We start from the raw sequence: 26891 nt of genomic DNA, 5'->3' as shown, positions 1-26891 counted from the left end.
CTATTTATAGGAGAATACAACTAAAAACAAGTCGGGACGCATAACTATTCGCGCCTCCGACTTGTTTTATATATATAACTATTACTCTATCACCAAAATCTGTGGGGAAGCTTTCGCTACCACTCTTGAGGAAGCCCAAGAGCCAAGCCCTGCCGAAATCAAAGTCACACTAGCAAAAGCAATAATACCTCCCCAATTGAGTATTAAAGGAATTTCGGCAATACCATAATCATAGAGTATACTTCCGAGAATAATGGGTAGCAAATAAACGCCTACAATAATCCCTATAACCGCCCCGATAGATGAAAGGCTTACGATCCCTAAAGTGACTGACAATCGAATTTTAGTTGAAGTTAGTCCTAAAGATTTGTATATGCCATAGGTTTTACTCTCTTTCCTGATGTTAATCCGACTAATACTGAACACAATAATAATCGTAACTCCAGTAAATAGCAGTCCCATAATACTCATTGGCAGGATTAATAATGCAAACGCTTGTTTATATACTGCTTCTAATAACGTTTGCTGCGTAACTGCTGATGCTGAATCCTTATATTTCTCATTGATTTCATTTACAACCTGGTCAATGTCTTGATGATTTTGTAAATTAATAAAAGCTGCAATAAATCGATTATAATCAGGGTGAATGACTTGGATTACATCCACTGCAACTCTTGCTGAATATGACATATTTGCTATAGACTGATAAATTCCAGTAACCGTTAGTGTTTGCTTGTATCCCTCGATATAGACTTCTACAACATCTCCTACCTCTTTGTTTAATTGTTTAGCTACATTGAATCCTATGGCAATTTCATTTTTATTATGGGGATTCCTCCCTCTTATTGTGGTAAATCCAATCTCTTCATAATTTCCATCCAAAATATCTATCTGAAAATTCATGGTTTGGCCAGTTGAATTTTCAGAGCTCAAATTCCTTTCTGGAGCAACAACACCATTTACATACCCAGCCCAGCCTATATTTTTTATTCTAGGATCAGACAATACCATTTGATCAAACTCAGTTCGAGAGAAGGCTTCCTTGTCAGTAATTTGTAGTGAAATATCGGATGAGTCATATCCCCATAATGGAGATGTCTGCTTTATAGCACTAATACTATGCAATAAAACAAATCCTAACACCAGCACAGCTGACACAATGGTAGCTAGAAATATCATGAGAATCGATGCTTTTCTATTCTTCAATATATTTCTTAGCCCAATAACAATTGTGAGCGGAGTCCTTTCGAAAGAAATTATTTTGTTTGCTTTTCCAGCTAACCGCTTTGCTAAAATGCTATTGTCACTTTCGGACATACCATATCGAATAGCTTGCATAGGCTGTACCAGCCGAGCCTTATTCGAATAAAACAGCACACACAATAAGACGAGGATAAGAACAACGCTCCCGACTGCTACTGCTATAAGGTTCCCTTGTAGAGTATTCCCCATAGCTCCCGTCTTCAGCGATGAAAGTGCACTTTCTACGATAAATCTAGATAACCAATGACTTACCACTATTCCAGGTATAATCGCGATGATGGCGATCCATGCATATTGTACTAAATAGACCCCCATTAATCTCTTAGAAGATAACCCTAATGCTTTGATCACACCAATCTTTTTATAGTTAGACAAGATATCATCTGAAATTGTAAATCCAATCGTAAATAAAGCTACAAGCATCATCACAATGCCTAGAAAAATCATAATAAATCCAATCACTTTGTTCATAATTAGATAAAAAGAAGACATGCTTTCAAAATTCATTTTTGACTCAAGGTAAGGAATACCCATGTCTTGCTCAAATCGTTCCCAATAGCTTGAACTAACAGTATAATCGTCAAATCTAAGACCTAACATATACTCATCTTTGCTCTGTGTGTTATGAAATTGTTCAATATAATCCTGCTGATTCATCCATATACGTACAGATGTGGGAAAGGGAGCTCCGAAGGGCATATCCACAACAACAGCAGATACTTCCAATTCAATTTGTTTCTCACCTAATGTAAACCCAAGTGTATCTTCTACTGAAATATCATATAAATAGGCAATAGATGTGGGAAGCCACACCTTACCTCTTTCTGGCTTCAAACTTTCTTGTCCTTGTGCAAATAAAAGCTCATCCACAACATAAGGACGATTAGGCGTATTCATCATATATATAGTTAAGCTTGAAAGTCTTTCTGATGATACATTATTCCCCTGAACCGTCACTCCTGATAAAGTTCTAAAAGGGATTAATTGTGTTGATGTAACCCCTCGTTGTTCATTCCACCAACTTTTTACCTTTTGCGGATCGTGTAGCTCTCCTCCTAAAGTCAACATTTCATGAGAGCCATGTGTTTTATTGTGCATATCAGTAAATAAATTATTTGTATTTAATATAACCGTTACTGATGTAGCAAGGAGTAGTGTCGATAAGAAGATGAGTAAGCCAATCAATCCATTATGTATCTTCTTTCTTCTTAAATTCGCTAAGCAAAGAGAGTAAACTGCATACATTAGCATCTACTCCTTTCCTGAAACGTAAGAAAATATGATTGCTTCTCTATCTTGAACATCAGTTCTATTAAATTTATCAAACTCTAGCACATCCGCTATTTTTCCATCTTTTATTAAAATCAGACGATCAGCTCGGCAAGCCGCTTTAATGTCATGGGTTACCATAACTACAGATTGGCCCTTACGATTCATATCCGTTAAAATATCTAGTACAGCAACGCCTTGATCATAATTCAAGCTGCCTGTCGGCTCATCAGCAAAAATAACATCAGGAGAATTGATTAACGCTCTGGCAATTGCCGCTCTTTGTTGTTGCCCACCAGAAGTTTGAGAGGGTAAACGATCCTGCTGGCTCTCTATTTCCATAGCTTTCATTAAGGAAAGCGCATTAAGCTTCACTTCATTTTTGGGCTGTCCCGCAATATATCCTGGCAATGCGATATTTTCAAACAAAGTGAGATCAGGTACAAGATTAATACTTTGATAAACATATCCGATTCTATTGGTCCTAAATTCTGCTAGTTGCTTCTCTTTGTAGCTATCAATACGTTGTCCATTAAAATAAACTTCTCCAACCGTTACAGAATCAAGTCCACTTAACATATATAACAATGTGGACTTACCGGACCCTGAATTCCCCATAATAACGGTAAAGTCCCCTTCATAAATCTCTAAATCTAGATTTCTGATGGCATGAAATTGTTCACTTCCAGTGGAATAAGTTTTGCAAAGGTTTTTGGCTTGGATAATGACTTTCTTTAACAAATGTGAACCCTCCTGAAATTAAGTCGTATTCTCATTGTAAAGGGCACTTATGTATAAAAAATGATTTAAATATTAATAAAGTATTACAGCGATAACTAGCATAACGGGATCGTAAAATGAAATACCGTGCCTTTGCCTTGAATACTTTTGAAAGAAATGGTACCATGGTGTGCTTCAACAATATGTTTACAAATGGAGAGGCCTAGTCCAGATCCTTCATTTCGTGTATCATTATTATTCAATTTCCCTTTAAAATAACGATCAAAAACGAAAGGCATATCTTGAGGCAGCATACCTTTACCTGTATCCTCTATCATTATTTTCAGATGCCCCTGTTCTACCACTATATCAACACGTATAAAATCCCCCACTGATGTATGTTTCAACGCATTTGTAACGAGATTAGAAATCACCTGCTCCAATCGATTAGCATCCGCAAGGATTAACACATCGGGAATGTCTGATGGCCCCACGAAAGAAACGCCTAACGTACCAACATAATGGCCAATCGGCTGTAAAATCTTATGCATAAGCTCTCGACTATACTGCTCCGTAAGGGTCACTGAAATTTGCCCTAATTCTTTTAAGGCGTGCAAGAGTAGATCCTCTGTCAATCTCGTCATTTTATCTGTATTCGTATGCATAACCTCAACATATTCCATAACCTCTGACATATCTGAGCAAACCCCTTCACGTAGGGCTTCAATGTATGCGTTCAGCGTAGTTAGTGGTGTCTTTATTTCATGGGAGATATTCGAAATTAGTTCCTTCTGCGCTTGCTGCTGTTCATCTCTTTGAACACTATGATGCAAAATTTCCATTCTCATTTGATCAAACATCGCATAAACCTCACCAATTTCATCCATAGAATGAGATGTGATTTTTTGCTCGTAGTTCCCTTTAATTATAGCTTCGGAGTAATCTTTTAAATGACGAATGGGCTGAATAATATCCCTTTTAAATTTTTTTCTAAGAAGAAACAGGAGTCCACAAAGAATGAACAATACTGAAGTCATCATTATAAATAAAAAAAGAGCTGTAGCGTGGGATTTCTCAACAAAGACACGACTTGTAGGCAACACAAAAATAGCATTTCCAACTTGATTTTGAGATGCCTCATCTACCACAGGAAAAGCGATGCTATACGTATCCTTATTAATTTTTGCATGATATAAATCATAATGAACTGACGACTTTAAATCGATTTGATGGGTGGAGTTGTTGGGTGAGGAATTGAATATAATTCGGCCATCCAGTGCCGCATAAACTAAACTTACTTGGTAATCTTGAGACATGGCTTGAAGGATTTCTTGTATTTTAGGATCTGTATCAATCTCGTGATTAAATTTTTCCAGAAAAAGCATAATCTCACTCACTTGGATTCTTACCTTATTAACTACAGGTTGAGAGCTAAACTCGCTTTCACTTCTATAGTTTTCCCACAGTAAGCCTGCCCCACATCCAATCATGATGAATAGACAAATAAAAGTGACAATATACCATTTTCTTAACCAATCATTTAAATACATAGAGTGCTCCAATCCTTCGTGTTATTCATCGAAGCTGAATTTATAACCAATACCCCAGACTGTTTTAATATACCTAGGATTGGATGGATCAACCTCTAACTTTTCTCGTATTCTTCGAACATAAACAGTTATCGTGCTTTCATCACCATATGTAGTGTAGCCCCATACCGCATCCAAAAGCTGACTTTTAGAAAACACTTGATTACTATGTTTGGATAGAAAAAATAGCAGCTCTAGTTCTTTTGCAGATAGCGAGATTTCAATACCATTCTTCGTTACCTTATATCCCTTTTTATCGATAGACAAGTCTCCAAAGTTTACAATGTCTTCATGTTCATTTTGTTTTGACTTTGGACCTATCATGCTTTCAACTCTACGCAAATTGGATTTAATTCTTGCTAACAATTCACTTAATGAAAATGGCTTCGTCATATAGTCATCGGCACCAAATCCAAGTCCAAGTACTTTGTCTGTATCGCTACCGCGAGCACTTAAAATAAGAATAGGGACATTATTGTTCTCTCTAATTTGGCGACATAAATCAATACCATCAACATCAGGGAGCATAATATCAAGAATAATAAAATCTGGTTGTAGCAAATTAATCAAACCCAAAGCTTCTTTTCCATTTGTAGTTATGGTTGCGTCATATCCGTTTTTATTAACATAATCTCTAATAATTCGGGCAATATCTTGTTCATCTTCAATAATAAGAATTTTCTTAAGTTGATTCATTTCTTATTCTCCTGAGATTGGGTTTTTGTTAATTGAGATTTTAATTCTTTTATATATTCTTCATAAATGGCTGTACTCCTCTGGGAATCTTAATATCGGATTTTATGTGTTACCTCTCTCATAAATGATGTCACAGCATAACAATTCTCTATATCTTCCTCGTCCAACATTGCCCAATAATATATAGTATTTTTATGTATATCAAGATCCTGGAGAAGAAGAGATTGGATCGAGCTATTCCATTTGTCTTCTGTCTTTCCTTCTACTATTGCATCATTTAGTGATGAAATAATAATAATCATCAAAGCAAATTTCTCATCATGGTTTAATTCAATATGTTTATAAGCATATAAAAACTCATTAATTCTTGAAGGATCAGACACTTCATATTCCCAATCTTGTGAAAATTCATCAGGAGGAGGTAATTTGATTTTTTGCACTAGACCTTCAATAGCACTTTTAGTAACATACTTTGGGGATACATTCTCCATGGATTGTTCTCCTTTTTATTATTTCCCTACACCAGATGGATGAAAACTGCTGGATGGAAAGCCATTCTTAATCCTAAGCCCTTAATCAGCTTTAAATATCACTCTAGCTACATAAGGTTTTCCAATTAGACATAGACCCGCTTGACTTTACCTTCAACATCTTACTACGGCAGCACTTTGTTTAGTTCGCTTGCAACGTAGATGTAGACTGAGACAAAGATTAATACCAGTATTTAGCCTCCATAAGGGACCAACATTTTACAAAAATCCTCAAAATTGATAGCTATATCAAATAAAGATTCATTTATATCCTCTAAAGCTAATTCATATGAAAAGTATACTATTTTAGGCTCTTTATCATCAGATTCATAGTACAAACAAATAAGATCGTCATATTCTGTTACTGCTATAGGTATAGTATCGTAGTCTAATAAATCACCATGAAGTCTTTTTTCAGAAGATATGTTCTCTTCGCCCTCATGACCTAAAAATTTATTAATCATAATAATTTCATCTTTCAAAACTAATCTACATCTTGTATCTTTTAAAGGATTGGTCATAAGGAAAGATTTCAGGCTTTCAGGGAGAATGATACTTAGTTCGGTTTCAATTGACTTTATATTATTCATGCTTAATCACCTTTATATTAAGGAAGTTTGGGGATTCCATTGTTTTTCAGTAACGTCGTCTAAATTAATAAAAATATGATGGCTACCCATAGGAGTATCTCTGATACTAATATTAAATCACATTCTTTAACATATTTAATCATATTTTGTTTTAAATTATATTCCACTTGATTAGGGAATAGTATTGTGTTCAGTTTTAGAAGCGTTTGAGCCAACCTCTGAATATAAATATTCATTATTTTTTTGGAATCAAAACTTAATAAAGGAAAATCTTCTATAAACAGTATTGATTTAGAAACTAAGAGAAAAAATGAATATAATCATAAAAATAGATCAATTATGGTGGTACCTAACCATAATTGATCTGTGTTTTAGCATTTTGTCTACTATAGTAGATAAGAGATATTAAACTTAGTTATCCAATCAATAAATAGCTGTTCATTTAATAAATTTGGGCATACTAATCTACTATAATTAATAAAAGTTCTTAATATTTGTTCAAACATTTTTTTTACAGTTGACTTATCCATGATTATACATGATGGTTTGGGTAAAAAACCTGGTATTAAACTTTTACACTCTAATAGTAAATTTCCATCACCTTTATCGCTTATAATTATTTCCCTCATTACACCTTGCTCATAAAAACCTAAGATACAATTGTATTGGTTGTTATTAAAATTTTGAATAATTTTTGGCAATTCTTCAATAACTGATGGTAGATCAAATTCACAGTCTACAGGCCATCTTTCGCTTCCGAAACCTTCAACAATAAATTCAATACTCCTAGTTTGATGAAGATATTTACAGATATCAAATAATACACTCGATTCGTTATCCAGCTCATAATCATAATTCGGCTGCTCAATTATCATATTTTTAATTTCTTTTTTACTCTTTAAATACATTGTAAACATTATTATATCTCCTGTTATCTAACAATTGTAGATTTCATTTTAAAACAAATGTATCGCTTACAGGGTATGCAGTTTTTATTTTACCTGTTTTTGAATTAGGAATAATAACGGCTCTTTCTGCTGGTATTATATCCCACGATGGCTTTATTATTTGACCCAATCCCTGTGGAATATTTACTATAGTTGGCTTATCAATTTTACCATGTGAATTTAAAAAATCAGCAACTATTTCATTATTAAGCCATTGTCCTTGTTCTGTCATATTCCCTAATTCATTTACTGTTCTTGCTCGTCCTTTTAATGATTCTAGATTCTTTTTCCCCATGCCATGTGTATCAAAAGTATGACCAAAGTTAGGTTTACTTTTCCAATTTACCTCTCCGTTATTTCCTGATAACCATCCTGCATTACCAGACCCCACACTGTTACTCTTAACCATCTGCTTCTCCAGCCCCAACGGATCCACATACGACACTGGATCGCCATTGACATAAGCATAGCGGTTAAGTGTCTGCCCTTCCCAAATGTCTCCCTTTAGCACATCTCGGTTTAAGAAGCGTTTGAGTTCTGGATGGTAATACCTTGCTCGCATATAGTATAAACCATTAGCATCATGCATGACACCATCTCGGCCATTGTATTGAAATGGTTGGTGGGTACTCCTTCATGCGCTAATACTTCGCCATAAAAATAACTACACCCCATTGTTAGTTAAACCTAATAGTTGTGGTGTAGTTATTTGATACTATATATACTTTTTTTTAATCTGTGTCTTTCCAAACACATTGTCCATTAGTTAAATAAATTGCACTTGGTGGATCAACATATAAAGAAACCTCAGTTAATTTACCCTTTTTTTCCGTTAACAATTTATATAAACTATCATCTTTATTCTTTTTCAACACTAATATTAAGGAATCTTATTCCATGCATATCATCCTTTTTAATACTATAATGGTTCTGATGACACATTATGTGCTCCGTCTTTTCCGTAATGAATCAATCCTCTATTAGTTTCAATATATCTACCAGCATCACGATCACGGTATTTTCCAATTGGTTGACCAAAATCTACTCTTTCTTTATTACCGTTTCCTAGGATTCTTCCTTTCCTGCAAAATCATCAAGTAATCCCTAGGCTGTTTTATTATCCCCATAGAGAATACTCTTATTTTCTCCATTTGCTAATTCCTGATTATAATTCGGAGTATTTAGAATGTGTTTTTCTTGAGCACCTGCTTTTACTTTAACTGGGTTTGAGTCTATAAATTTAACCATTAATAATGTATAGATTAAAACTTCTTACCAGTATTACATTGATTATAACTTACTGTTGGTTAAATAATGAGTTAATTCGTCACCTCACTTCTAAGATAAGAAACCTTAAAAGAAACGATGCGAATTAAGTTGATATTCCTTAGGATTCAAAAGTCATTTTTTCAGGAAATACACCGCCCTCTTTAACTAAACATCTCGCCATTCTTTGAGCCGCTCTATCAAAGTAAAATTTATTTGAATGATTTGGATTGTTAATCGGTTCTAGTTCAGCAAACATTCTAGTTTCTTTGTTTAATTGAATCTTTCCCATTATTTCTTTTTTGGGACCAAATCTATAAATCACAACTGATTCATCTTCATAGTCTTTCAAGAGTAATACAAAAGCTCCCATTTATAATCCCCCTAATCTTCTATCTCCCACGGACGACCCGACCTGACAGCAGCATCGTGAGCCGTTTCATAATTTGTCTTAAATATACCTTCAAACTTTGATTCAAACAATTCATGATTCAATAAATCAATATCTTTCGTATTGTAATTTCCTTGTTGCAATCTAGTCCATGCTTGTGCAATTTCATAATCAGGATCAAATCTTCCATTACCACTTGATTTGATATGCTCATTATTAAATACATGATCTTTGATTCTTTGTATTCGGGCTTCTGTAATTCCTGTATTCTTTGAAATCCTCTGAACATCTAAGGTTGATACTCTTATTCTATCATACATTTTTGATGCTTCAGCCTCTTGACGGAAGTATTCATTTACTGAGAGGTTACTGCGACCTCCAGTCTGAATCCCCCCAGACCCCACACTATTACTCTTAACCATCTGCTTCTCCAGCCCCAACGGATCCACATACGACACTGGATCGCCATTGACATAAGCATAGCGGTTAAGTGTCTGTCCTTCCAACATGTCTCCCTTTAGCACATCTCGGTTTAAGAAGCGTTTGAGTTCTGGATGGTAATACCTTGCTCGCATATAGTATAAACCATTGGCATCATGCATGACACCGTCTCGACCATTGTATTGAAATGGTTGGTGGGTGCTTCCCTCATGCGCTAACACTTCACCATAATAGCCATAACTATAGCGATCAGTTATTTTTCCTTGCTCATCCGTCAGGAAGGTGGTGCTTCCACGTATGTCACTATGGTAACTCTGATATTGTCCTGTTGCACCATCTTCTCGTCCAATCAGACCTAGACCATATACATAATAAGCGATAACTTTACCTTCACCATCTTGCTCCATCAGCACTTTGCTTAATTCGCTTGAATCATCCACAACATACCGAGTTACTTTGCCTTTCCAGACTGTCTCAATACGTTCATTACGCCAGTTGTAGCGGTATTTCATTCGTCCACTTTTGATGAGGCGGTTACGAGCATCGTAGGTGTAGGCTGCCATCTTTTCACCATCTGTGATGTACAGCAGGTTACCGTCTGCATCTAACTCTGTAGGGTAAATCCCTATTGATTTTAAGCGGTTGTCAGCACTATAGCTAAAGGACTGAGCTTTCTCTGTATTAAATTGCACCCGTCCAACTTGCTGCACCCGTTGCTCTTGTTGTTCCTGTTCTCTTTGGTTCTCCTGTTGCCCACGTTTCTCTTGTTGGTCTTGACTCTCTCGTTGCTCTTGGTTCCCCTTTTTCTCTTGCTTCGTTAAATTCCCACCAAGATCATAACGATAGTACGTAATTGTTCCTTGATTTGCCCCACTCACCAAACGGCGAAGCTGATCATACGTATATTGCTTATTTTGCTCTCGGACAATTTGCCCAACTTCGTTATACTCATATTTTAAATCTTGGAGCATAATCCCCTGGGCGTTAGCATCCTGCTGACGCAACAGCTGTCCAAGTAAATCATAGCTACGCTGCTCACACGTTCCATTTGGACGCTTAGTTTCGATCAGTCTACCCCTGGTATCGTAGCGATACCGAGTTAATCGTCCTGCCCAGTCCTTAACCTCAGTTAATTCCCCTGCTAGATTATATCTATACTCTACTACTTTTCCATCTGGATAAGTTAATGCGGTAAGGTTGCCTGCTTTATCATATTGATAGCCAATCCGATTACCCCATACATCCCATTGTTCAACCAATCTGCCTGCTAAATCATAGCTACGACGTATTTCCTGCTCGCATTCTTTTCCAACAATCCAGCGACCAGCTTCATCGTACTCAAGCTCTACCTGTCCAACCTCATCTACTACATGAGTAAGCTGTCCCGCAAGATCATAGTTATAGTCCTGCTGCTGACCACGCGCATTTTCCTTAGAGGTTAACCAACCTCGTTCATCATAAGTATACTTGTGCGAAAATCCTGAGCTATTTGTTTCTTCTAATAAGTTACCAGTACGATCATAGTTTAGGTAGGTTTCATTGCCATTGGCATCCCTATACATTGTAACCCGATTTTCCGCATCATAATGCTGGACAACTCTTGCTTCCTTCTTATCCTCACTTTCTGCCTCTATTGTATCCTTTGCATCTACACCCAATAAAGACTGAGGTGATAAGCCCTGAACAACCTCCTGCAAACGAGCGGCAGCATCATAGTGATAGGTCGTTTTTACTCCGTCCGCTTCTATTTGCTCTACTTGTTGGTATAATGCGTTAAATCGTTTTTGTGTTGTATGACCTAATGCATTCGTAATCGCAATCGGCTGACCATTGGCATTATAGGTTAGTTTCTGGACAATCTGTCCCTCGTGATCCTTAACTGCTTCTAATCGTCCTGTAGGATCGTAATGATAGCTTATTGTTCTTTCAAGTGGATCAACTACCTTCGTTACATAGCCTAACTCGTTATAATGTAGAGATGTTTTTCCCCCATTTGGATCAATATCCGCAATCAATCGTTCCTCTGCATCATAATGATATGTAGTTACGCCACCCAAAGGATGGGTCACAGTGCTAATCTGACCAGCAGGGGTATAGGTGTATACTGTGCGTGCGCCAAGCGGATTAGTGATTGCTACCAACTGCCCATATTTATCATACGTATGCTGCCAACAACGCCCCAAAGCATCCTGAACCTGCACTAATTGATCGTTTGCATTGTAAGTCCGTTCAGTAAAACCACCAACAGAATCTTTAACACAAGTAATTCGACCAACCTCATCTATCAAAGCAAAGGTACGACGGCCTTCCGCATCCTCAATAACTTTAATAACACCGTCATCGTTATATTCATATTTATTAAAATTGCCTGCATAATCTTGATAAGCGATCAGCTTACCTTGCAGATCATATTCCCAACGACAAGAAGCACCGTCTGGACGTTTAACCTCGATTAAACGGTCTTGCTCATCGTAGTTGTATTCTGTAATTCCACCTAATGCATCCTCTTGGGTTATTAATAGGTCTTTATCGTCATATTTGTAGCTTGTCTGGTTGCCTAAGGCATCCTTAGTTGAGATTAAATTACCACGTTCATCATAAGTATTAGTGCTTATTTCACCTAATGCATTTTCGTGAGTAAGCTCTTGTCCATGCTCATTATAGGTGAAACGATCCGTAACCCCTTCACTCCCAATGACCTCAAGAAGTAAATAGTTTTCATCGAATACATTTTGCACTACTTCGCCAACACGATTCGTAATTGTAGTAATAAGATAACCTGGGCGACTATCAAAATCGTAGGATAGCTTTGTTGCATTCCCTTTGGCATCATATTGTTCTACAATACGGTGATTGTCAGGATCATACACATTTCTTAACTCAAGATAATCCTCATTATGAATAGTTAAAATACGTCCCTGCTCATCGCAATTAAAAAGGGTAATATAGTTTTCAGCATCTTGATATTTTGCCAACCAGCCCGCTGAATCATAAGTAAAGTTCACACTCCGATAGCCGTCACTGACTTCAAACAACAAGCCATTATGATCATATGTAAAATGAAGTTGTCGTTTGCTAAGCTCATCTTGTAAGCAAATCAATTGATTTTGCTCATTATGAGTAACAATTAAAGCTAGTCCTTCCCGATTCACATGTCGCTCTAATATTCCATTTTTATTAAAAAAGTAACGCTCACGACGATCATATTCAACAAGCTCGTATCCATTTGAGATAGGACACAGCTTATCTTGGAGCACATCCGTATCCTTACTATAGTAATTTCCATCCCCATGTAACTGGAACGTATTACGTCTTCCTGCATTCCAAAAAACAGTAATTTCTTTAATTTGTTCATTTTGTTTAACACTATCATCTGCATCTGTATGTGCACCTGCACCAGTTCCTGCATCGGCCTGTGTATTACTTTGATCATTCTGACTACTGAATTCTAACCTCATTCCATAGTTATGACTCCATGCTAAACCTAACTCGCTTTTTTGGAGCAGACCAGAATTATAGCTTAACTCCCATGACCAAGTTGCAGCACCATATAACTTTAAGGCAGGATGTGTCATAAATTGATGACCTGTTCCAGTATGAATAGGGTCCGCCTTTTTGATCTCCTTCTTAACGTTATTCTCCTTCATTTTTTTAGATTTCTGTTCTGGATTGCTTAGCGTAGATGATGCATTATTCCCATCTCCAGATGGAGTCTCAGTTGTAGTTCTCTCCTTACCCGTATTGGTCTGATTAGGCGTGTTCAGGTCACCCTTTTTCCGATTACCCTGACTCATTGCAGCTGCCGCTGCAGCCCCAGGCATTGCGCTTAACAAAGCTTCATCAGTATGATGCTTTCGATCTGCAATAGCCTCACCCGCATCAGCTATATTTCCTTTTTTATGACTGCCTTCAGTAAAAGCTCCACTCACATCATCTGCATGCTTAAAGCGTCTGTTAGCGTCTGCTGATTCACTTGCAAAACCTAAAGCATTTCTCTGCTTCCCTTCACTTAACACTTTCCCACCCTGTAAAAAGGACATGGCTCGCTGAGCAGGTGTCAATTCATCACCTGTTATTAAATCTCGACCAATAAAGCCTTCAACAACCGATTTACTATTATCGGTAACACGAACAACAGTATTAGTTGTCTTAACAAACTTTGAAACCCCATTAACTGCTTCATCTGTGAATTTAAGTAGTTTTGCACCTTTATTTGCACCTTTACCAATGGGTCCTAACGCGGACAAGACACGTTCATACCAATTTAACTCCGCACCAGTAATCAAATCCCGTCCCACCAAGGCTTCAATGAAACCCTTCACATTACCAATGATAGGAATAAAGTCTAAAGCAACGCTTGTAGCCATCTTTATAACCGCCCAAACCTTGCTCCAATCGCGTGGTGGTGCTTTTCCATCTGCTTCTTTAAAATCGTCAGCCTTTTTGTCAAGCGCAACTCCGTATATTCCAAGACTTTGCTCTATTTCCTGTAAGCTACGCTTGATTAGGTTATATGACTGATCCACCTCTGCTCGCCCTTGACTGCGCAAGCTAAGTTGACCCATCTCACGATTTAGTTGAGATAATATATGTTCAATTTCATTCTCCGACCTTCTGAGCTGTTTTCCTAGTTGTTTGACATCGGAGATATCCACTTCAATTTTCATTGTGGGACTCCTCCCCATCTGCTGTGGTTACATCTGCTCTTATAGGGCAATGCTCTACGGCTTTCTAATCATTTTCGGCTACGTGATGCTGCTCTTACCGCTATTTCTTGTTCTCGTCTTGCCCGTGCCTCTGCTTCTCTCCGGCGATCCTCTGCCATATCTGCCTGACGGAACGCCTCTGCAATTCGTTCTAAACGGGCTGCAAACTCATCTAGATCACGTGCCGCCTGCGTCATTTTTTGCTGGGTAGGTCTGAATTCTGTTTGAAATCGATCATGTGCCTTCCCTTTCCATACAATTGCCGCTATATTATCGTTTATTTTTCTAGTTTCCCTAGCTACGGTTTGACTGTAATTGCGCACCTTTCTTGCTAATCTTTCCAATTGACCTACATCTGCTTGAATTGGCATTATGTTCACTCCCTACCTCGATCAACAATACTCTATATCCTCTTATTCTTAAGCTACGATATTTAAGACTATTATCCCGAATATGTGGTTTCATCCACGACTCTAAATCGTTCAGCAATCGCATTAAGCTCTTCCCCAACCTGTTTTAAAATTGCTGATACACCTGCTAATTGCTGATCCGCATCTTGATAGGCTCGATGGAAACGCTCCTTTGTGTTCCCTTCCCATTGCCCATCAAGTCCATCAATAAGTCCCTTTAATTCATTAGCCATCGCGATGTTTTCCTCACTGCAAGCTATAAATCTTTTTCCAATTTCATTCAAATGAGCTGGGTCAATTTTTATTCTTTTACTCATCTTTTACGCCTCCTCTTCCACTAAACCAAATTGTGCTGCAAACTTCAGTAATCTCTCCCATATCACATCAGGATTGTACGCTGAAAGCTCCAGGTTTGTGTTCGTATCTATATCAAGCTTAGTTTCTCTGCCTAAGTACAATTCCTCACCACTTTGCACATAATGGTAGCCCTCCTGCTCCCATGCTTCACCATGTGCCTTCCAGAAAATCATACTACCTATACGTTGTATTCCTGCAAAAGCTTCCACCACACTCTCCACTTCTGCTTGATCTAAACTAGCTCCACCCTGCACTTTCAGTAATTCCAATTGGCCTTCCTTTCCTAGCTCTGTCCATTTCGCCCAGTTGCACTCGGTTAATGTTTTTTTAAAGGTACGATTAGAACGTAAGGTTAAAGGGAAAAATCCACGTAACGCATCCATCGTCCCAAGTGGGTCAGATACCGGCGTTACCGCCACTTCACCTGACTCGCTATATACTACTTCTACAACTAATTTTGGATGGAAATACAAAAATCCTTTGTAATCCTCACCACCTACAACCTGTTTACTCAATTGCACTACCTGTGAGCTTCCAGTAATCGCTAAGCACAAGGCTAAAGCTTCATTCATATCAGTGTAGGTTGCTTTTCTCTCAGCTTTCTCTTGATCCTCTTCATTTTCTTGCCCTTGCTCCATCCTAAGCCAGCCCTTGCTCACCAAACCCGCTTGCAGTTCACTATATTCCTCCTCAAGCTCTTCCATTAAATATCCCTTATATGGGTCGCTATAGCCTGCTATGTTTTTCAAGCCTAACATTTGCGTTAAAAAGAAAAATTCCTTTGTTGTCATCTCATACGTGTAGCTTTCTGTTGTCATATTTCTTCACTCCTTATTTTAGTAAATAAATGATCCATGCAATTACAACCAATAAACCTGAGGCAACCCATACAATGATCCAAATATTTTTATACATTACATCTGGTCGAGCTGTACCTTGTTCATTACCAAATTTATTAAATACACCTGTCTTTTCCTGTTTCGCAGACAAAGACTCATCTATTGCTTCCTGAACCATACCCATCACTAATTCGATCTCTTTATATATTTCTGGATAAGGTGACGTTTTTTCGATTAACCTTCCATACTCCCACAGTGCAGAGGGCAATTTACCTTTTTGCTCTAATAAACGTGCTTCTGCCAAAGTAGCGTAAACCTCTGGTGCTAAAAAAGGCTTTATTTCCCTTGGTTCCTCTTCCTTAAGCGAATTGACTTCTTCATCCTGTTCCTGTTGTCCAACAACAAATGGGAAGAAACTTTCATCAGGTACTTCATCAGAGGCTTCATCATTTTTTTCTGATTTCCTATCCTCAGCCTTTTGCTGGGCTAACACTTCTTCTTGATGGGAAGCCAATTGTTTCTGATACGATGATAAGGCGATCATCCATTCACCAAAAGCAGGACACTCTGACATCGATTCTGCATTCCAAGTCCTCGCAAATAAACTTGCGATCTCAACACCATAGCTTTGCTCTAGCGTCATATGTAAAATCTGATATCGTTCACATTGCTCCTGAAGCTCATGCGGTTCAAAGTAACTGTCACTTGCTGAAATTTCACGTACTTGGCTAGAATGCCAGCCTAACATTTCGCTTAATAAAATTGCACCTGCAAAACGGCTGCTATCCTTGTCCCAAAGGAAATCCTCCTGAAGAAACTTAGGCGTATAACCTGATTCTCCATGTATTTCATATTCCGGCTCTACCATTCCTTGTGCAAAAATATCCTCAATATCTACGAGCTCAATCGCAACGGAGCCATCTTCATCTTCATTAAGTATTACGAATACATTAGCCCCTGATAAATCAGAATGAGAGATGCCCTCCTGCTCCAAATTCATTAATACCTTTGCAAAAGCAAACGCAATTTCAAAGCCATTTTCTCGTAACAGCGCTGTCTCATCAAGCTTACATTCACTCCATGTCTTTCCTTCCACCCACGGCATCATCACGCTGTATAGTAGATCAGAATTTTGCTCTAACAATGGGGTATCCTCTTCAGGATTAAGCACTTCACGTTTAGTTACAGCTAAACCTGGTATAGAAGAAAGGGTGTGTAGCACCTCTAGCGATTTACGAAAGGTAGGCTGTCTAAAAGCAGGACGAAATATTTTTAACGCAACCGCATTTCCATCTTCCACATCGATGAGCTTGTATACGGTGCCTTGTCTACCCTCTTGCCCAAAGGGTACGCCAGAAAATGAAGGATGCTCTGCTAGCCTATAGGTACGGTTACGGATACATATCTCTTGTTCGATATCATCTGCAAACACCTTTGTTATCTCCTTTATAACGATAGATTTGTAGCTTCAATTCCAATAGATTAGTCGGATAACGTTGAGTATGTATGAGAACGTTCTAAATTCAAACAATACCCATCCAATATCCCCAATTCCTCTAAAGTGGCATCTAAGGAAATCGGCTGCCAATTACCATCACCTGAACTAATGAAGGGATTAAACTCTTCTTTTTTGATTCCCATCGGCAACCAGCCTGTAGCTAATGAAAAAATAAGATCAAGCAAATCATGGAGCGGAATATTGTTAGGGAGCGCCATATCTTTACTTTCACTAACCCCATCCATACTTAATGTAATCCATGTCTGATTCAATTAAAAAGCCCCCTATCGAATTGGCGTTGCCGCTGACATTTGAAAGCCCAAGGCAATTAAATCCTTACTCGTTGCGGGCAACATCATCAGTGCATCCTTTTGAATGGAATATGCAGATTCTCGCATCATATCTCGGTAAGTATCTGGAATGATGGAAGACATCCGCATTAACTTTTCTGTATAAGGATCTGGCATAAACTGATTAGGTACAATACCTCGCCAAGCCTTAGCATCTCTTACCTTCCCCTGTGTTGCTTCTTCTGTTAAAAAAATATTTTCTATTAAAACGGGGCCATCTGGCAAAGACAACTCCATAATTTCCTTCGCAATTGGCTCTGGGTCTTCACCTGTGTACACACCATCGGTTAGATGACAAATAATTGGTGCAGGACATTGGCCCATCGTTGGCATTTCCGTTTGTAATATTTTTAGTGCTTGTCTAAAGGCTTTAGCAGTATCCGTAAAACGCTTTGGATATAATTGCGGAAGCTGACCACGATTTGCAATACGGTCAATAGACTTTACACCATTTAACAAATCATATACCTCATCACTATAAGCCAAGATCGCAATCCGATAACGAGGAGATAAATGGTTTCCTTTCGTAGAGCGATAAACAATTTGACGCATAATCGATTGCAACGCCTCATTAATAATGTCCATCCTGCGTCGCCCTTCAAACTCCAGTGTCATCGACCCACTAATATCTATGAGGTAAATTAATAAGGCAGGTGTATCTGCGGTAGCTCGAATTTCGTAACTCACGATTTCTAACCCCTTAATCATATTTTACTAAATTTTGTATCTTATCTAGTTGCTGTGTCCTGCTCTAATGATCAAATAGGCCAAACCATCACTTGGTCTGACCTATTTAATCTTTTTAAATTGTAGCAAGTAAAAAGTATGTAGCAAAAAATTAGCTTTGTTGATCTGCCAATCTGAAGCGTTTTGCAATTTCAGTTAACTCTTCTCCAACAGCAGTTAGCATCTCAATATATTTTTCCATACTTTTCTTATCTGCTTCAAAACGTTGGAAGAACTTATTTTGTGTCATCCCTTCCCATTGTCCTTGCATGGATTGGATTGCTGTATTAAGTCTTGATGCAATCTCTTGGCTCTGTTGAGCACCTGATTTAAATTGTCCTGCAATACGATCCATTTCTTCTGGTGTAACTAAAATTTTAGCCACTTAAACTCCTCCTAAACTAGTAAAATATAACTATTATCAGTATGATATTACCAACACTTTCGTTTTATATCAATACAATTTATTACATTTTTACTAACTCAATGAATTTTTTCTCTGTTTTTTGTGATAGAATACCTAATTTACATATTAATTCAATTTTCATCACGATTTTATTAATATAAATTAACGATCCACTTTTTGATCTAGAGACTTTTTTACTACATCCTTTTATAACTTTTCTTTGGTTTAAAGCCCTAAATTAGTTTACAATATATAATGTTGAGTTTTATTTTCGTACTAGCTTGTTACATATAAAGATAAAGGAGTGGAAATCATGCGTTTTATCGACAACCAAGGGATCACAGATCCTGCGATTAACTTAGCAATTGAGGAATTTGCGCTTAAGCACCTACCGATGGATGAGGATAGCTATTTGTTATTTTATATTAATGCGCCCTCTGTCATTATTGGGAAGCACCAAAATACAATTGAAGAGATCAATAATGAATATGTGAAGGAAAACGATATCAAAGTCGTTCGTCGCCTTTCTGGCGGTGGTGCAGTATATCACGATCTAGGCAATCTAAACTTTAGTTTTATTACTAAAGACGATGGACAATCCTTCCACAACTTTCGCAAATTTACGGAGCCTGTTGTAGAGGCCTTACACGCTCTTGGTGTAAAAGCTGAGCTAACTGGACGTAATGACCTTCAGGTTGGCGAGCAAAAAATTTCAGGTAACGCACAATTTTCAACACGTGGACGTATGTTTAGTCATGGAACTTTAATGTTTAACCTCAATTTAGAGCATGTAGGCGCCTCACTCCACGCTAATCCGGAGAAATTTAAATCTAAAAGCACAAAATCTGTTCGCAGTCGTGTCGCTAATATTATTGATTTTTTAGAGCAAAAGATGACCATTGAAGAGTTCAGAGCTCATTTACTACAACATATTTTTGGTTTGAATGTAGCAGACGTGCCTAAATATGAATTAACCGAAGCGGATTGGAACAAAATCCATGAAATTTCGGCAGAGCGTTATCAAAATTGGGATTGGAACTACGGTTTATCCCCTGAGTCAAATGTAAAGCACTCTAAAAAATTCCCTGTAGGCATCATCGACCTTCGCATGAATATTAAAGATGGGAATATTGATGAAATAAAAATTTATGGCGACTTTTTTGGTGTTGGTGATGTTACCGATATTGAAGATAAGCTTAGAGGGGTTCGCTACACAGAAGAGGACGTCACAACAGCGTTGGCTGATGTTGATATTAAGCATTATTTTGGCAATCTTCCAAAAGAGGACTTTATTGGTCTTATTTTTCTAGAGGAATAAGATTGATATCATATAGAGAATTAACAAATGACTATTTGGATAGGAGAACAACATGTACAAATTGATTTCAATCGACATCGACGATACGTTAATTAATGATAAAAAGGAAGTTACACCTGCAACAAAAAAAGCTTTGGAGCAAGCAATTGAAGCGAATGTGGTTGTCACGCTAGCAACAGGTAGAGCTTATGCCTCTGCCCAAGCGATCGCAAGACAAATCGGACTTAATGTACCGATTATTACGTATCAGGGTGCTTTAATTAAAAATCTGTTAGACGAGGCTGTGTTATACGAACGTTATGTACCACAAGCGGCTGCGGAAAAATTGTTTCAATATTGTCTAGAGCACAATCTTCATTTGCAAACCTATATTGATGATAAGTTATATGCACGTGAAGAAAATCAGAAGCTCATTGATTATGTCGGGCTAAATAAAACAAAATATTATGTAGAGCCTGACTTTGCTAAGCTTATTCCCCTACCAACACCTAAAATGCTTATCATCGATGAGCCAGAATATTTGGATGAACTTGCACCTGTATTACGTGAATTACTTGGCAATCAAGTGCACATTACTAAATCTAAACCTAATTTTTTAGAGATCATGCATTATGAAGGCACAAAAGGACATGCGCTTAGATTCCTAGCGGATCACTTCGGCTGTAAATTAGAAGAAACGATTGCAATTGGCGACTCCTGGAACGATCATGAAATGCTTGAAGCCGCAGGATTAGGAGTAGCGATGGAAAATGCGATTCCTGCCCTTAAGAAAGTGGCAGATTATATTACCGCAAGCAACAATGATGATGGTGTGAAGCATGTGATTGATAAATTTGTGCTACAAGCTTAGGCTCTATTTAGTAATTAGTGCTCGACAACTTTAGGAGTCTGGTAACTACGATCCAGAGCGTTCTTGCGATTGTGTTAAAATCATATTCCTTTTTATACACTCTATTTATGGATGGAATTTGATTTTAAGAGGCAATTTTCAGAATCGCTCTGTCTCTTCGCTAGTTTGGATTAGCCGTCAACCACTAATTTCAAGATTGGGTACAAGCTTAATCAACTTCATCCACCAAATATAAGTCATACTCATGAACTAAAAAGGGAAATGTAGACGGAGGGCAGCTCCGATACATTTCCCTTTTTATGTTTGTATTTGTGCTACTTTTTCTATACCTGTGTAATCACTTGATCCACAAGCCCATATTCCACAGCCTCTTCTGCGCTGTAAAAATGATCTCGATCCGTATCCTTAATGACTTTTTCTAACGGTTGTCCTGTCCGATCCGCAATCAGCTCATTTACCCTTTCTCTTGTGCGCATAATCCAATCAGCGTGAATCAAAATATCCGAGGCTTGCCCTCTAGCGCCTCCTAATGGCTGGTGTAACATCACTTCACCATGGGGTAAAATGTACCTTTTGCCTTTTGCGCCACCCATTAACAAAATCGCACCAAAGCTAGCACACATCCCGATACAGGTTGTAGTTACATCTGGCTTAATTAACTGCATCGTATCATATATCGAATACCCTGCCGTCATAACACCACCTGGACTATTAATGTACATATGAATATCCTTGGTTGGATCTTCTGCAGACAAAAAGAGTAGCTGAGCTACAATCGCTGTAGCCATTTGATCTCCAATTTCTCCGCATACCATTATAATACGATCCTTAAGCAGCCGAGAATAGATGTCGTAACTGCGTTCTCCAAGGCTTGTTTGTTCCACTACATAAGGAATTGCGTTCATCATTTTCCCATCTCCTTAACGAAGCATTTGGTTTTGGCTGCCAGCCTGCCTCAAGAGACTCACTCAAAACGGTAGATGTATTGTTTGCTACTACAGATGCCAATGCAATCGCAGGCTCAACAATATCCTGTAGCCCTAGCTCTACAATTGAAGCCATATCGCCACTTCTAAATGCAAGCAGATACGATTTAAGTAATTGATCTGATTTTTTATCGCCATGCTTACATTGCTGTTTTTGGGTTGAAGTTACTTGTTCCCGTGATTGTATTCGAGAAAGTGTCTTTCTTGCTCGATGTAGTGCAATACGCACTGCCCCTTCTGTCGTCGATAGCAAATCTGCTACCTCTGGACCTGGATACCCAAATACATCCCGCAATAACAACACGGTTCGCTGTAAAGGAGGCAAGGAAGTTATAAGTATCTCCAATGCTTCCTCAACCTTCCACTCTATCTCCCAATCTGCAATGAAGTTTGATTCATCCGATGACAATTGGGAAATAAAGCTACGTGCATTGGTTTGCTTTCTCATTTCATCAATCCAGCAGTTTTTAGCAATCGTAATCAAATAAGCTTCGGTATGAAGCGTAGATGTTTTACTTTGTAATTTGGGCCACGCCCTCATCAGTGTTTGCTGGAGCAAATCCTCGCTGTCCCAAACATTACATGTCAGCGATAGGCAATAGCGCCGAAGTGCAGGTAGTGCCTGCTCTAGCTCGTTTTGAATAGAGTTCATCACCGCAGGCTTGGCGGTAGCTACAAAGGTCATGGAATTGGGGCCCCCTTTCATTTCCCTTGATACACTTCGTAAACGGATGATGGAATCAAAACGTTACACCTTAATTTAAATAAAGCTTTCAAAAATAGTGATCAACAGACTGCCTAAACCCACTAATTAATTTAGGTTCAATATTATTAACAGCGGTTGAATCCACTCTCTGCTACGTAGCCTCTTACTTCATTGATTGTCAAGAACCGATATCTGTGTTGAGCCTTAATTTAATCTCCATATTTGTATATGCAAATCGAACATGTTTAGGCAGTAAAGCAGGATGACGTCCTAAATCAATATCATGAGATTGATGCGTAAAAATCGTATACTTAGGCTTGACCTCAGATAATAATTGTAACGCTTCCTCCACATCATAAACCGACCTAGTCGCAAACTCGGCATTTTCTTTATAAAAGCTAGTTCCTAATACAAGTAAATCTAATTCATTCAATAACACTTTTTGCTGCTCAGTTAAATCAATGGCATCCGAGCAATATACCCAGTGAAAGCCTTGTTTTTCAAAGCGATAGGCATACGAATAACCGTTTTTACCATGATTGACCTTCCAGCCTGTAATTAACCAACCCGCTAGCTTTAGTCCCTCATCAATCGGAAATAGGTTTAGCTGCCTAGGAAGCCAGGGAAATTGAGCAGTAATAACATCTAATACTTCCCTAGGAGCATAGAGATTACCTTTGCGCCCAAGCCATCGGCAGGCATCAGCCCACTGTGGCAAGCCACCAATATGATCAAAATGCGCATGAGTAACCACAATATTTTCCAAGAAACGTTGCTTATTCGCCTCCATCTGAGTACTCCAGTCAGGACCACAATCAATTAAAAATCGTCCGTCCTTCCCCGATACCTCAACAAGTGAGCGATAGCGGCGATTAATCCCTGTGGTTCTAGCCTCCTGACAAACATCGCAATCACAATAAACACGGGGAACCCCCATCGCATCCCCAGTACCCCAAAAGGTTAAAGTATCTATTGTCTTATTCATTTCAATTAAATTCCTTTAAGTTTTATTTTGTCTTTAATATTTCATCAATCAAACTAGAATACGCTAACAAATGCTCATCTCTACCATAAGGAGCAATGCATTGAAAACCGAGTGGCAATTCATTCATTTCCATCAAGGGTAAACTCAATGTCGGACAACCCGCATATGACCAAATCGATGTCATTCCTGCCCAGCCCGTAGGTCCACCAATGAGAGGAGCTGGCCCAGCTTGTGCAGGGGAAATCCATAAATCAATACCTTCTATATTTGCAGAAGCCTGCAATTGTTCGCGAAGCTCTAATTGGTCCTTGCGGAATTGCTTTAACTGTTGTTCATCTATTTCTTTACCAGCTACAATCGCTTGCTGGACTGCTTCCCCATAACTGGCTTCATAACTAGCAAACCAATCCCTATGACCCAGCGCCAATTCACCACGAGCTAAATTTAACATGTCATAGCCAAGTAATAAATCATTACTCCACGGCATTTCAACCTGTTTTACAGTAAACCCAGCTTGGGTGAGTTGTTCTACTTTATCCATAAAAATCTCATAAACACCTTTTTCAAGTAATTCCATAAATACGCCTTTAGGAATCCCTAACACTGGCTTTCTACTTGGCTCTACTATTTGCCATTGTGGTACTAACCATGCTGCAGCATACTTCATACTTTCTAAATCCTGTGTAAACATACCAAAGGTATCAAAGGAAGGAGACATTAAAAGACAACCATCAAGTGGCACACGACCATAGCTTACCTTAAACCCTACAACACCACAAAATGAGGCAGGTGCCGTAACAGATCGTAACGTTTGCGTACCGATAGCAAGTGGACTCAGACCTGCAGCTACAGCAGCGGCTGATCCTGCACTCGAACCTCCAGAGGTATGCGCAAGATGATGTGGATTTTTAGTAGGGATAACGCTAGCATAAGCAAATTCTTCTGTTATTGTCTTCCCCATCATCCAAGCACCTAGCTCCTGCAATCTTTTTACAACCCATCCCTCATTACCTGTAAGCACTTCAGCAGGAAGCTTTGAGCCTCCATGTGTAGCAAATCCATCTACGTGAAAAAGGTCCTTTACAGCTACAGGTATGCCTAGTAAAGGTAAAGCATTCTCAACATTAAGTGCTAGCTGCCTTGAATTGTCTATTTTTGTTAATAAAAGCGTCTCTAGCTCACTTTTATCTTTATCGTGAACGAAGGCTTGAATCTGTTCCTCAACTTCATTATATCTTGCATCAAAATGCCGCTCATAAATTTCTTGCGCAGATAAACTAGTATAAGTATGTACCGAACTTAGTGAGTCAGAAATAGAGTTATTTTTTAAAAACATCATCTTTTTACCCTCCACTAATTTTTAATTTTTTAAACTTAAAATTTTTTTACTAAAATATCGGTATAATTCTTAAATCATTGCTTGACAGCTAACCCACTTTAGCGACGAGGCAGAGAGATTCTGAAGACTCCCTCTAGTCGCTGTCAAGTACTGATTAATAAATAGAACCGAATAAAGCCATATAAAAAAATTTTAATACTACTATACACCCACCCAACATCAAATAAAAGGAAAAAGCGCACTTCTATCATCTTAATAGAAATACGCTTCCATTCACTTTTAGTTACATATTCTTCAAAATCAATGTACTAATGAGAAGTAGTAATAGTGCAGTGTATTAAAGTCATTAACTAAAATAATATTATACATTTTTTAATCTATAACTTAGCATTTGGACGTGGGCAATCGCTGCTGGTTTTATTTCATCAAAGGTTAGACGATCTTGAATATAATAGGATATAAAGCCATGAAGGCTTAGAAAAATGCTCAGTGGAAATGAAGGATGATGCTCCAAAGTATGCCCTTCCTCATGCAAAAACTGGCGCACAATGATGTCAAATCGATTTAAACATTTTGCTTGCTCACTTCGACAATAAGATAAAATTTCTTCGTCACGAAGCATGAACATAATTTCATACTGATAAGGATTTTGAACACCAAACTTAATAAACTCCAGCATGAGTTGCTCTAGCTTAGATAAGCCTTCTTTTGTAGGCGATGTAAGCACCTTTTGAAACATATCTGATAAATGATTAAAATCCTGCACGACAATGGCATAAAATAATTCTGCTTTTTCCTTAAAGTGATAATATAGTGATCCATGACTGTATCCTAAATGCTGTCCAATACTTCGCATGGAAATTCCACGATATCCCTTCGTAATAAACAAATGTCTTGCAGCATCCATAATCCGTTCACGCGACAATTCCTGTTCTACTGCTCTTCTAGCCATAGGCTTTATTCCCCTTCAACAAGCATAAACGGCAATGCCGTCCTTACTTATATTTCAAAGTAAAGCTTCTCACCTTCCGTCAAAATAACTTGTCCTTGCGTAATATCTACAAGCCAAGCCTTAAACTCCTCTGCCTCACCTTCTCTAGGCAAACATAACAATGTGACTTTGTCTGAAAACTGAGTTTCCCCAGTTTTTGTTCCACGATTACGTAATTCATTTTCCATTTTGCCTAACCAAGTATAGTCTAGCTCAGCAAAAATTTGACGATGCAACCCCCAATGAACAACCTCTCCTGCCTCAATAGCTGCAACCGCGCCATCACTATAAGCACGAATTAATCCACCAGCGCCAAGCATAATTCCACCAAAATATCTCGTGACAACAATGGCTACATTTTTTAAACCCTGAGCTTTTATCACTTCTAAAATCGGCTTACCCGCTGTACCACTAGGCTCTCCGTCATCAGATTGCTTCTGTATTTCATCCCGCTCCCCAATCATATAGGCGGAGCAGTTATGCGTTGCATTCCAGTGTTTCTTTTTTATTTCATCAATAAAAGAAATCGCTTCTTCTTCAGTATCCACTGGCTTGATATAACCAATAAATCTTGATTTTTTGATCACAATTTCTTTATTGCCTGCTTGGCGTACACTTTTATATGATTCCAACATCTTCCTCATCCTTACTAATGTACCAAGAAGCAGTTCAACCGTTAAACCGGCGAACTGCTCCTCTGGCGTTTGTAATCTCTCCTTTTT

Annotated in this window: 25 protein-coding genes and 1 pseudogene; 2 read left to right on the top strand and 24 right to left on the bottom strand. The window is 38.2% G+C overall.

Annotated elements, in window-relative coordinates; genetic code table 11:
- Positions 1-81: 81 nt before the first annotated feature.
- From ABE099_RS02330 to ABE099_RS02245, 18 genes and pseudogenes are all read right to left on the bottom strand, one after another.
- Positions 82-2508 carry an FtsX-like permease family protein gene (locus tag ABE099_RS02330; RefSeq protein ID WP_430026985.1) on the bottom strand — a complete coding sequence of 809 codons (2427 nt, stop codon included), beginning with the start codon at positions 2506-2508 and terminating at the stop codon, positions 82-84.
- A gap of 6 nt (positions 2509-2514) precedes the next feature.
- Positions 2515-3273 (bottom strand): ABC transporter ATP-binding protein, encoded by a 759-nt coding sequence (locus ABE099_RS02325; protein ID WP_430026983.1) that lies wholly within the window; start codon positions 3271-3273, stop codon positions 2515-2517.
- A 95-nt stretch (positions 3274-3368) separates the two neighbouring features.
- Positions 3369-4802 (bottom strand): sensor histidine kinase, encoded by a 1434-nt coding sequence (locus ABE099_RS02320; RefSeq protein ID WP_430026981.1) that lies wholly within the window; start codon positions 4800-4802, stop codon positions 3369-3371.
- A gap of 21 nt (positions 4803-4823) precedes the next feature.
- Positions 4824-5537, bottom strand: coding sequence for a response regulator transcription factor (locus ABE099_RS02315; RefSeq protein ID WP_430026979.1), 714 nt, complete (start codon positions 5535-5537; stop codon positions 4824-4826).
- 89 nt (positions 5538-5626) lie between these two features.
- Positions 5627-6028, bottom strand: a complete 402-nt coding sequence (locus ABE099_RS02310; protein ID WP_430026977.1) for a hypothetical protein — start codon at positions 6026-6028, stop codon at positions 5627-5629.
- Positions 6029-6261: 233 nt separating this feature from the next.
- Complete coding sequence (locus ABE099_RS02305) at positions 6262-6657, bottom strand: SMI1/KNR4 family protein (RefSeq protein WP_430026975.1); 396 nt, start codon at positions 6655-6657, stop codon at positions 6262-6264.
- Between the two features lie 386 nt (positions 6658-7043).
- Entirely contained in the window at positions 7044-7574 is a 531-nt protein-coding gene (locus ABE099_RS02300; RefSeq protein WP_430026973.1) for a hypothetical protein, read from the bottom strand.
- Positions 7575-7608: 34 nt separating this feature from the next.
- A complete protein-coding gene (locus tag ABE099_RS02295) occupies positions 7609-8193 on the bottom strand; it encodes an RHS repeat-associated core domain-containing protein (protein WP_430026971.1) in 585 nt (194 codons plus the stop codon).
- 330 nt (positions 8194-8523) lie between these two features.
- Positions 8524-8828: pseudogene (locus ABE099_RS02290) on the bottom strand (polymorphic toxin type 50 domain-containing protein); the annotation flags it as partial.
- Between the two features lie 163 nt (positions 8829-8991).
- The gene (locus tag ABE099_RS02285) at positions 8992-9243 is read right to left on the bottom strand and encodes a hypothetical protein (RefSeq protein ID WP_430026969.1); all 252 of its coding nucleotides are present in this window, start codon (positions 9241-9243) and stop codon (positions 8992-8994) included.
- 11 nt (positions 9244-9254) lie between these two features.
- Positions 9255-14369 (bottom strand): RHS repeat-associated core domain-containing protein, encoded by a 5115-nt coding sequence (locus ABE099_RS02280; RefSeq protein WP_430026967.1) that lies wholly within the window; start codon positions 14367-14369, stop codon positions 9255-9257.
- A 68-nt stretch (positions 14370-14437) separates the two neighbouring features.
- Positions 14438-14779, bottom strand: coding sequence for a WXG100 family type VII secretion target (locus ABE099_RS02275; protein WP_430026963.1), 342 nt, complete (start codon positions 14777-14779; stop codon positions 14438-14440).
- A gap of 71 nt (positions 14780-14850) precedes the next feature.
- A complete protein-coding gene (locus tag ABE099_RS02270) occupies positions 14851-15135 on the bottom strand; it encodes a WXG100 family type VII secretion target (protein WP_430026961.1) in 285 nt (94 codons plus the stop codon).
- A 3-nt stretch (positions 15136-15138) separates the two neighbouring features.
- Positions 15139-15993 (bottom strand): hypothetical protein, encoded by an 855-nt coding sequence (locus ABE099_RS02265; RefSeq protein ID WP_430026959.1) that lies wholly within the window; start codon positions 15991-15993, stop codon positions 15139-15141.
- A gap of 13 nt (positions 15994-16006) precedes the next feature.
- Positions 16007-17446, bottom strand: a complete 1440-nt coding sequence (locus ABE099_RS02260; RefSeq protein ID WP_430026957.1) for a hypothetical protein — start codon at positions 17444-17446, stop codon at positions 16007-16009.
- Positions 17447-17496: 50 nt separating this feature from the next.
- Complete coding sequence (locus ABE099_RS02255) at positions 17497-17784, bottom strand: hypothetical protein (protein WP_430026955.1); 288 nt, start codon at positions 17782-17784, stop codon at positions 17497-17499.
- Between the two features lie 12 nt (positions 17785-17796).
- Positions 17797-18549, bottom strand: coding sequence for a vWA domain-containing protein (locus ABE099_RS02250; RefSeq protein WP_430026953.1), 753 nt, complete (start codon positions 18547-18549; stop codon positions 17797-17799).
- A 151-nt stretch (positions 18550-18700) separates the two neighbouring features.
- Positions 18701-18973, bottom strand: coding sequence for a WXG100 family type VII secretion target (locus tag ABE099_RS02245; protein WP_430026951.1), 273 nt, complete (start codon positions 18971-18973; stop codon positions 18701-18703).
- A 334-nt stretch (positions 18974-19307) separates the two neighbouring features.
- On the opposite strand from ABE099_RS02245, the gene ABE099_RS02240 reads away from it, so the two are divergent.
- Both ABE099_RS02240 and ABE099_RS02235 read left to right on the top strand, forming a co-directional pair.
- Positions 19308-20312 carry a lipoate--protein ligase gene (locus tag ABE099_RS02240; protein WP_430026949.1) on the top strand — a complete coding sequence of 335 codons (1005 nt, stop codon included), beginning with the start codon at positions 19308-19310 and terminating at the stop codon, positions 20310-20312.
- Positions 20313-20364: 52 nt separating this feature from the next.
- Complete coding sequence (locus ABE099_RS02235; RefSeq protein ID WP_430026947.1) at positions 20365-21162, top strand: Cof-type HAD-IIB family hydrolase; 798 nt, start codon at positions 20365-20367, stop codon at positions 21160-21162.
- A 323-nt stretch (positions 21163-21485) separates the two neighbouring features.
- Here the strand turns inward: ABE099_RS02235 and ABE099_RS02230 are convergent, their stop codons facing one another.
- From ABE099_RS02230 to ABE099_RS02205, 6 genes are all read right to left on the bottom strand, one after another.
- Positions 21486-22067, bottom strand: a complete 582-nt coding sequence (locus ABE099_RS02230; RefSeq protein WP_430030421.1) for an ATP-dependent Clp protease proteolytic subunit — start codon at positions 22065-22067, stop codon at positions 21486-21488.
- Entirely contained in the window at positions 21991-22833 is an 843-nt protein-coding gene (locus ABE099_RS02225; RefSeq protein ID WP_430026945.1) for an RNA polymerase sigma factor, read from the bottom strand. The genes ABE099_RS02230 and ABE099_RS02225 overlap by 77 nt, the downstream gene beginning before the upstream one ends.
- Before the next feature lie 199 nt (positions 22834-23032).
- Entirely contained in the window at positions 23033-23827 is a 795-nt protein-coding gene (locus ABE099_RS02220; RefSeq protein WP_430030419.1) for an MBL fold metallo-hydrolase, read from the bottom strand.
- Between the two features lie 34 nt (positions 23828-23861).
- Positions 23862-25178 (bottom strand): amidase, encoded by a 1317-nt coding sequence (locus ABE099_RS02215; protein WP_430026943.1) that lies wholly within the window; start codon positions 25176-25178, stop codon positions 23862-23864.
- Between the two features lie 361 nt (positions 25179-25539).
- Positions 25540-26130 carry a TetR/AcrR family transcriptional regulator gene (locus ABE099_RS02210; RefSeq protein ID WP_430026941.1) on the bottom strand — a complete coding sequence of 197 codons (591 nt, stop codon included), beginning with the start codon at positions 26128-26130 and terminating at the stop codon, positions 25540-25542.
- A 47-nt stretch (positions 26131-26177) separates the two neighbouring features.
- Entirely contained in the window at positions 26178-26804 is a 627-nt protein-coding gene (locus ABE099_RS02205) for a YigZ family protein (protein ID WP_430030417.1), read from the bottom strand.
- Positions 26805-26891 lie beyond the last annotated feature (87 nt).

The organism is Paenibacillus turicensis, assembly GCF_050461185.1.
Classification (GTDB): domain Bacteria; phylum Bacillota; class Bacilli; order Paenibacillales; family Paenibacillaceae; genus Fontibacillus; species Fontibacillus turicensis_A.
The sequence above is the reverse complement of the archived record's forward strand: the minus strand, read 5'-3'. Positions and strand labels throughout refer to the sequence as shown.

Bases quoted from the DNA above. Each gene is read 5' to 3' on its own strand.
- ABE099_RS02330 (WP_430026985.1), bottom strand. From the start codon at position 2,508: ATGTATGCAGTTTACTCTCTTTGCTTAGCGAATTTAAGAAGAAAGAAG.
- ABE099_RS02320 (WP_430026981.1), bottom strand. From the start codon at position 4,802: ATGTATTTAAATGATTGGTTAAGAAAATGGTATATTGTCACTTTTATT.
- ABE099_RS02315 (WP_430026979.1), bottom strand. From the start codon at position 5,537: ATGAATCAACTTAAGAAAATTCTTATTATTGAAGATGAACAAGATATT.
- ABE099_RS02310 (WP_430026977.1), bottom strand. From the start codon at position 6,028: ATGGAGAATGTATCCCCAAAGTATGTTACTAAAAGTGCTATTGAAGGT.
- ABE099_RS02305 (WP_430026975.1), bottom strand. From the start codon at position 6,657: ATGAATAATATAAAGTCAATTGAAACCGAACTAAGTATCATTCTCCCT.
- ABE099_RS02300 (WP_430026973.1), bottom strand. From the start codon at position 7,574: ATGTTTACAATGTATTTAAAGAGTAAAAAAGAAATTAAAAATATGATA.
- ABE099_RS02295 (WP_430026971.1), bottom strand. From the start codon at position 8,193: ATGCATGATGCTAATGGTTTATACTATATGCGAGCAAGGTATTACCAT.
- ABE099_RS02285 (WP_430026969.1), bottom strand. From the start codon at position 9,243: ATGGGAGCTTTTGTATTACTCTTGAAAGACTATGAAGATGAATCAGTT.
- ABE099_RS02280 (WP_430026967.1), bottom strand. From the start codon at position 14,369: ATGAAAATTGAAGTGGATATCTCCGATGTCAAACAACTAGGAAAACAG.
- ABE099_RS02275 (WP_430026963.1), bottom strand. From the start codon at position 14,779: ATGCCAATTCAAGCAGATGTAGGTCAATTGGAAAGATTAGCAAGAAAG.
- ABE099_RS02270 (WP_430026961.1), bottom strand. From the start codon at position 15,135: ATGAGTAAAAGAATAAAAATTGACCCAGCTCATTTGAATGAAATTGGA.
- ABE099_RS02265 (WP_430026959.1), bottom strand. From the start codon at position 15,993: ATGACAACAGAAAGCTACACGTATGAGATGACAACAAAGGAATTTTTC.
- ABE099_RS02240 (WP_430026949.1), top strand. From the start codon at position 19,308: ATGCGTTTTATCGACAACCAAGGGATCACAGATCCTGCGATTAACTTA.
- ABE099_RS02235 (WP_430026947.1), top strand. From the start codon at position 20,365: ATGTACAAATTGATTTCAATCGACATCGACGATACGTTAATTAATGAT.
- ABE099_RS02230 (WP_430030421.1), bottom strand. From the start codon at position 22,067: ATGAACGCAATTCCTTATGTAGTGGAACAAACAAGCCTTGGAGAACGC.
- ABE099_RS02225 (WP_430026945.1), bottom strand. From the start codon at position 22,833: ATGACCTTTGTAGCTACCGCCAAGCCTGCGGTGATGAACTCTATTCAA.
- ABE099_RS02215 (WP_430026943.1), bottom strand. From the start codon at position 25,178: ATGATGTTTTTAAAAAATAACTCTATTTCTGACTCACTAAGTTCGGTA.
- ABE099_RS02210 (WP_430026941.1), bottom strand. From the start codon at position 26,130: ATGGCTAGAAGAGCAGTAGAACAGGAATTGTCGCGTGAACGGATTATG.
- ABE099_RS02205 (WP_430030417.1), bottom strand. From the start codon at position 26,804: ATGTTGGAATCATATAAAAGTGTACGCCAAGCAGGCAATAAAGAAATT.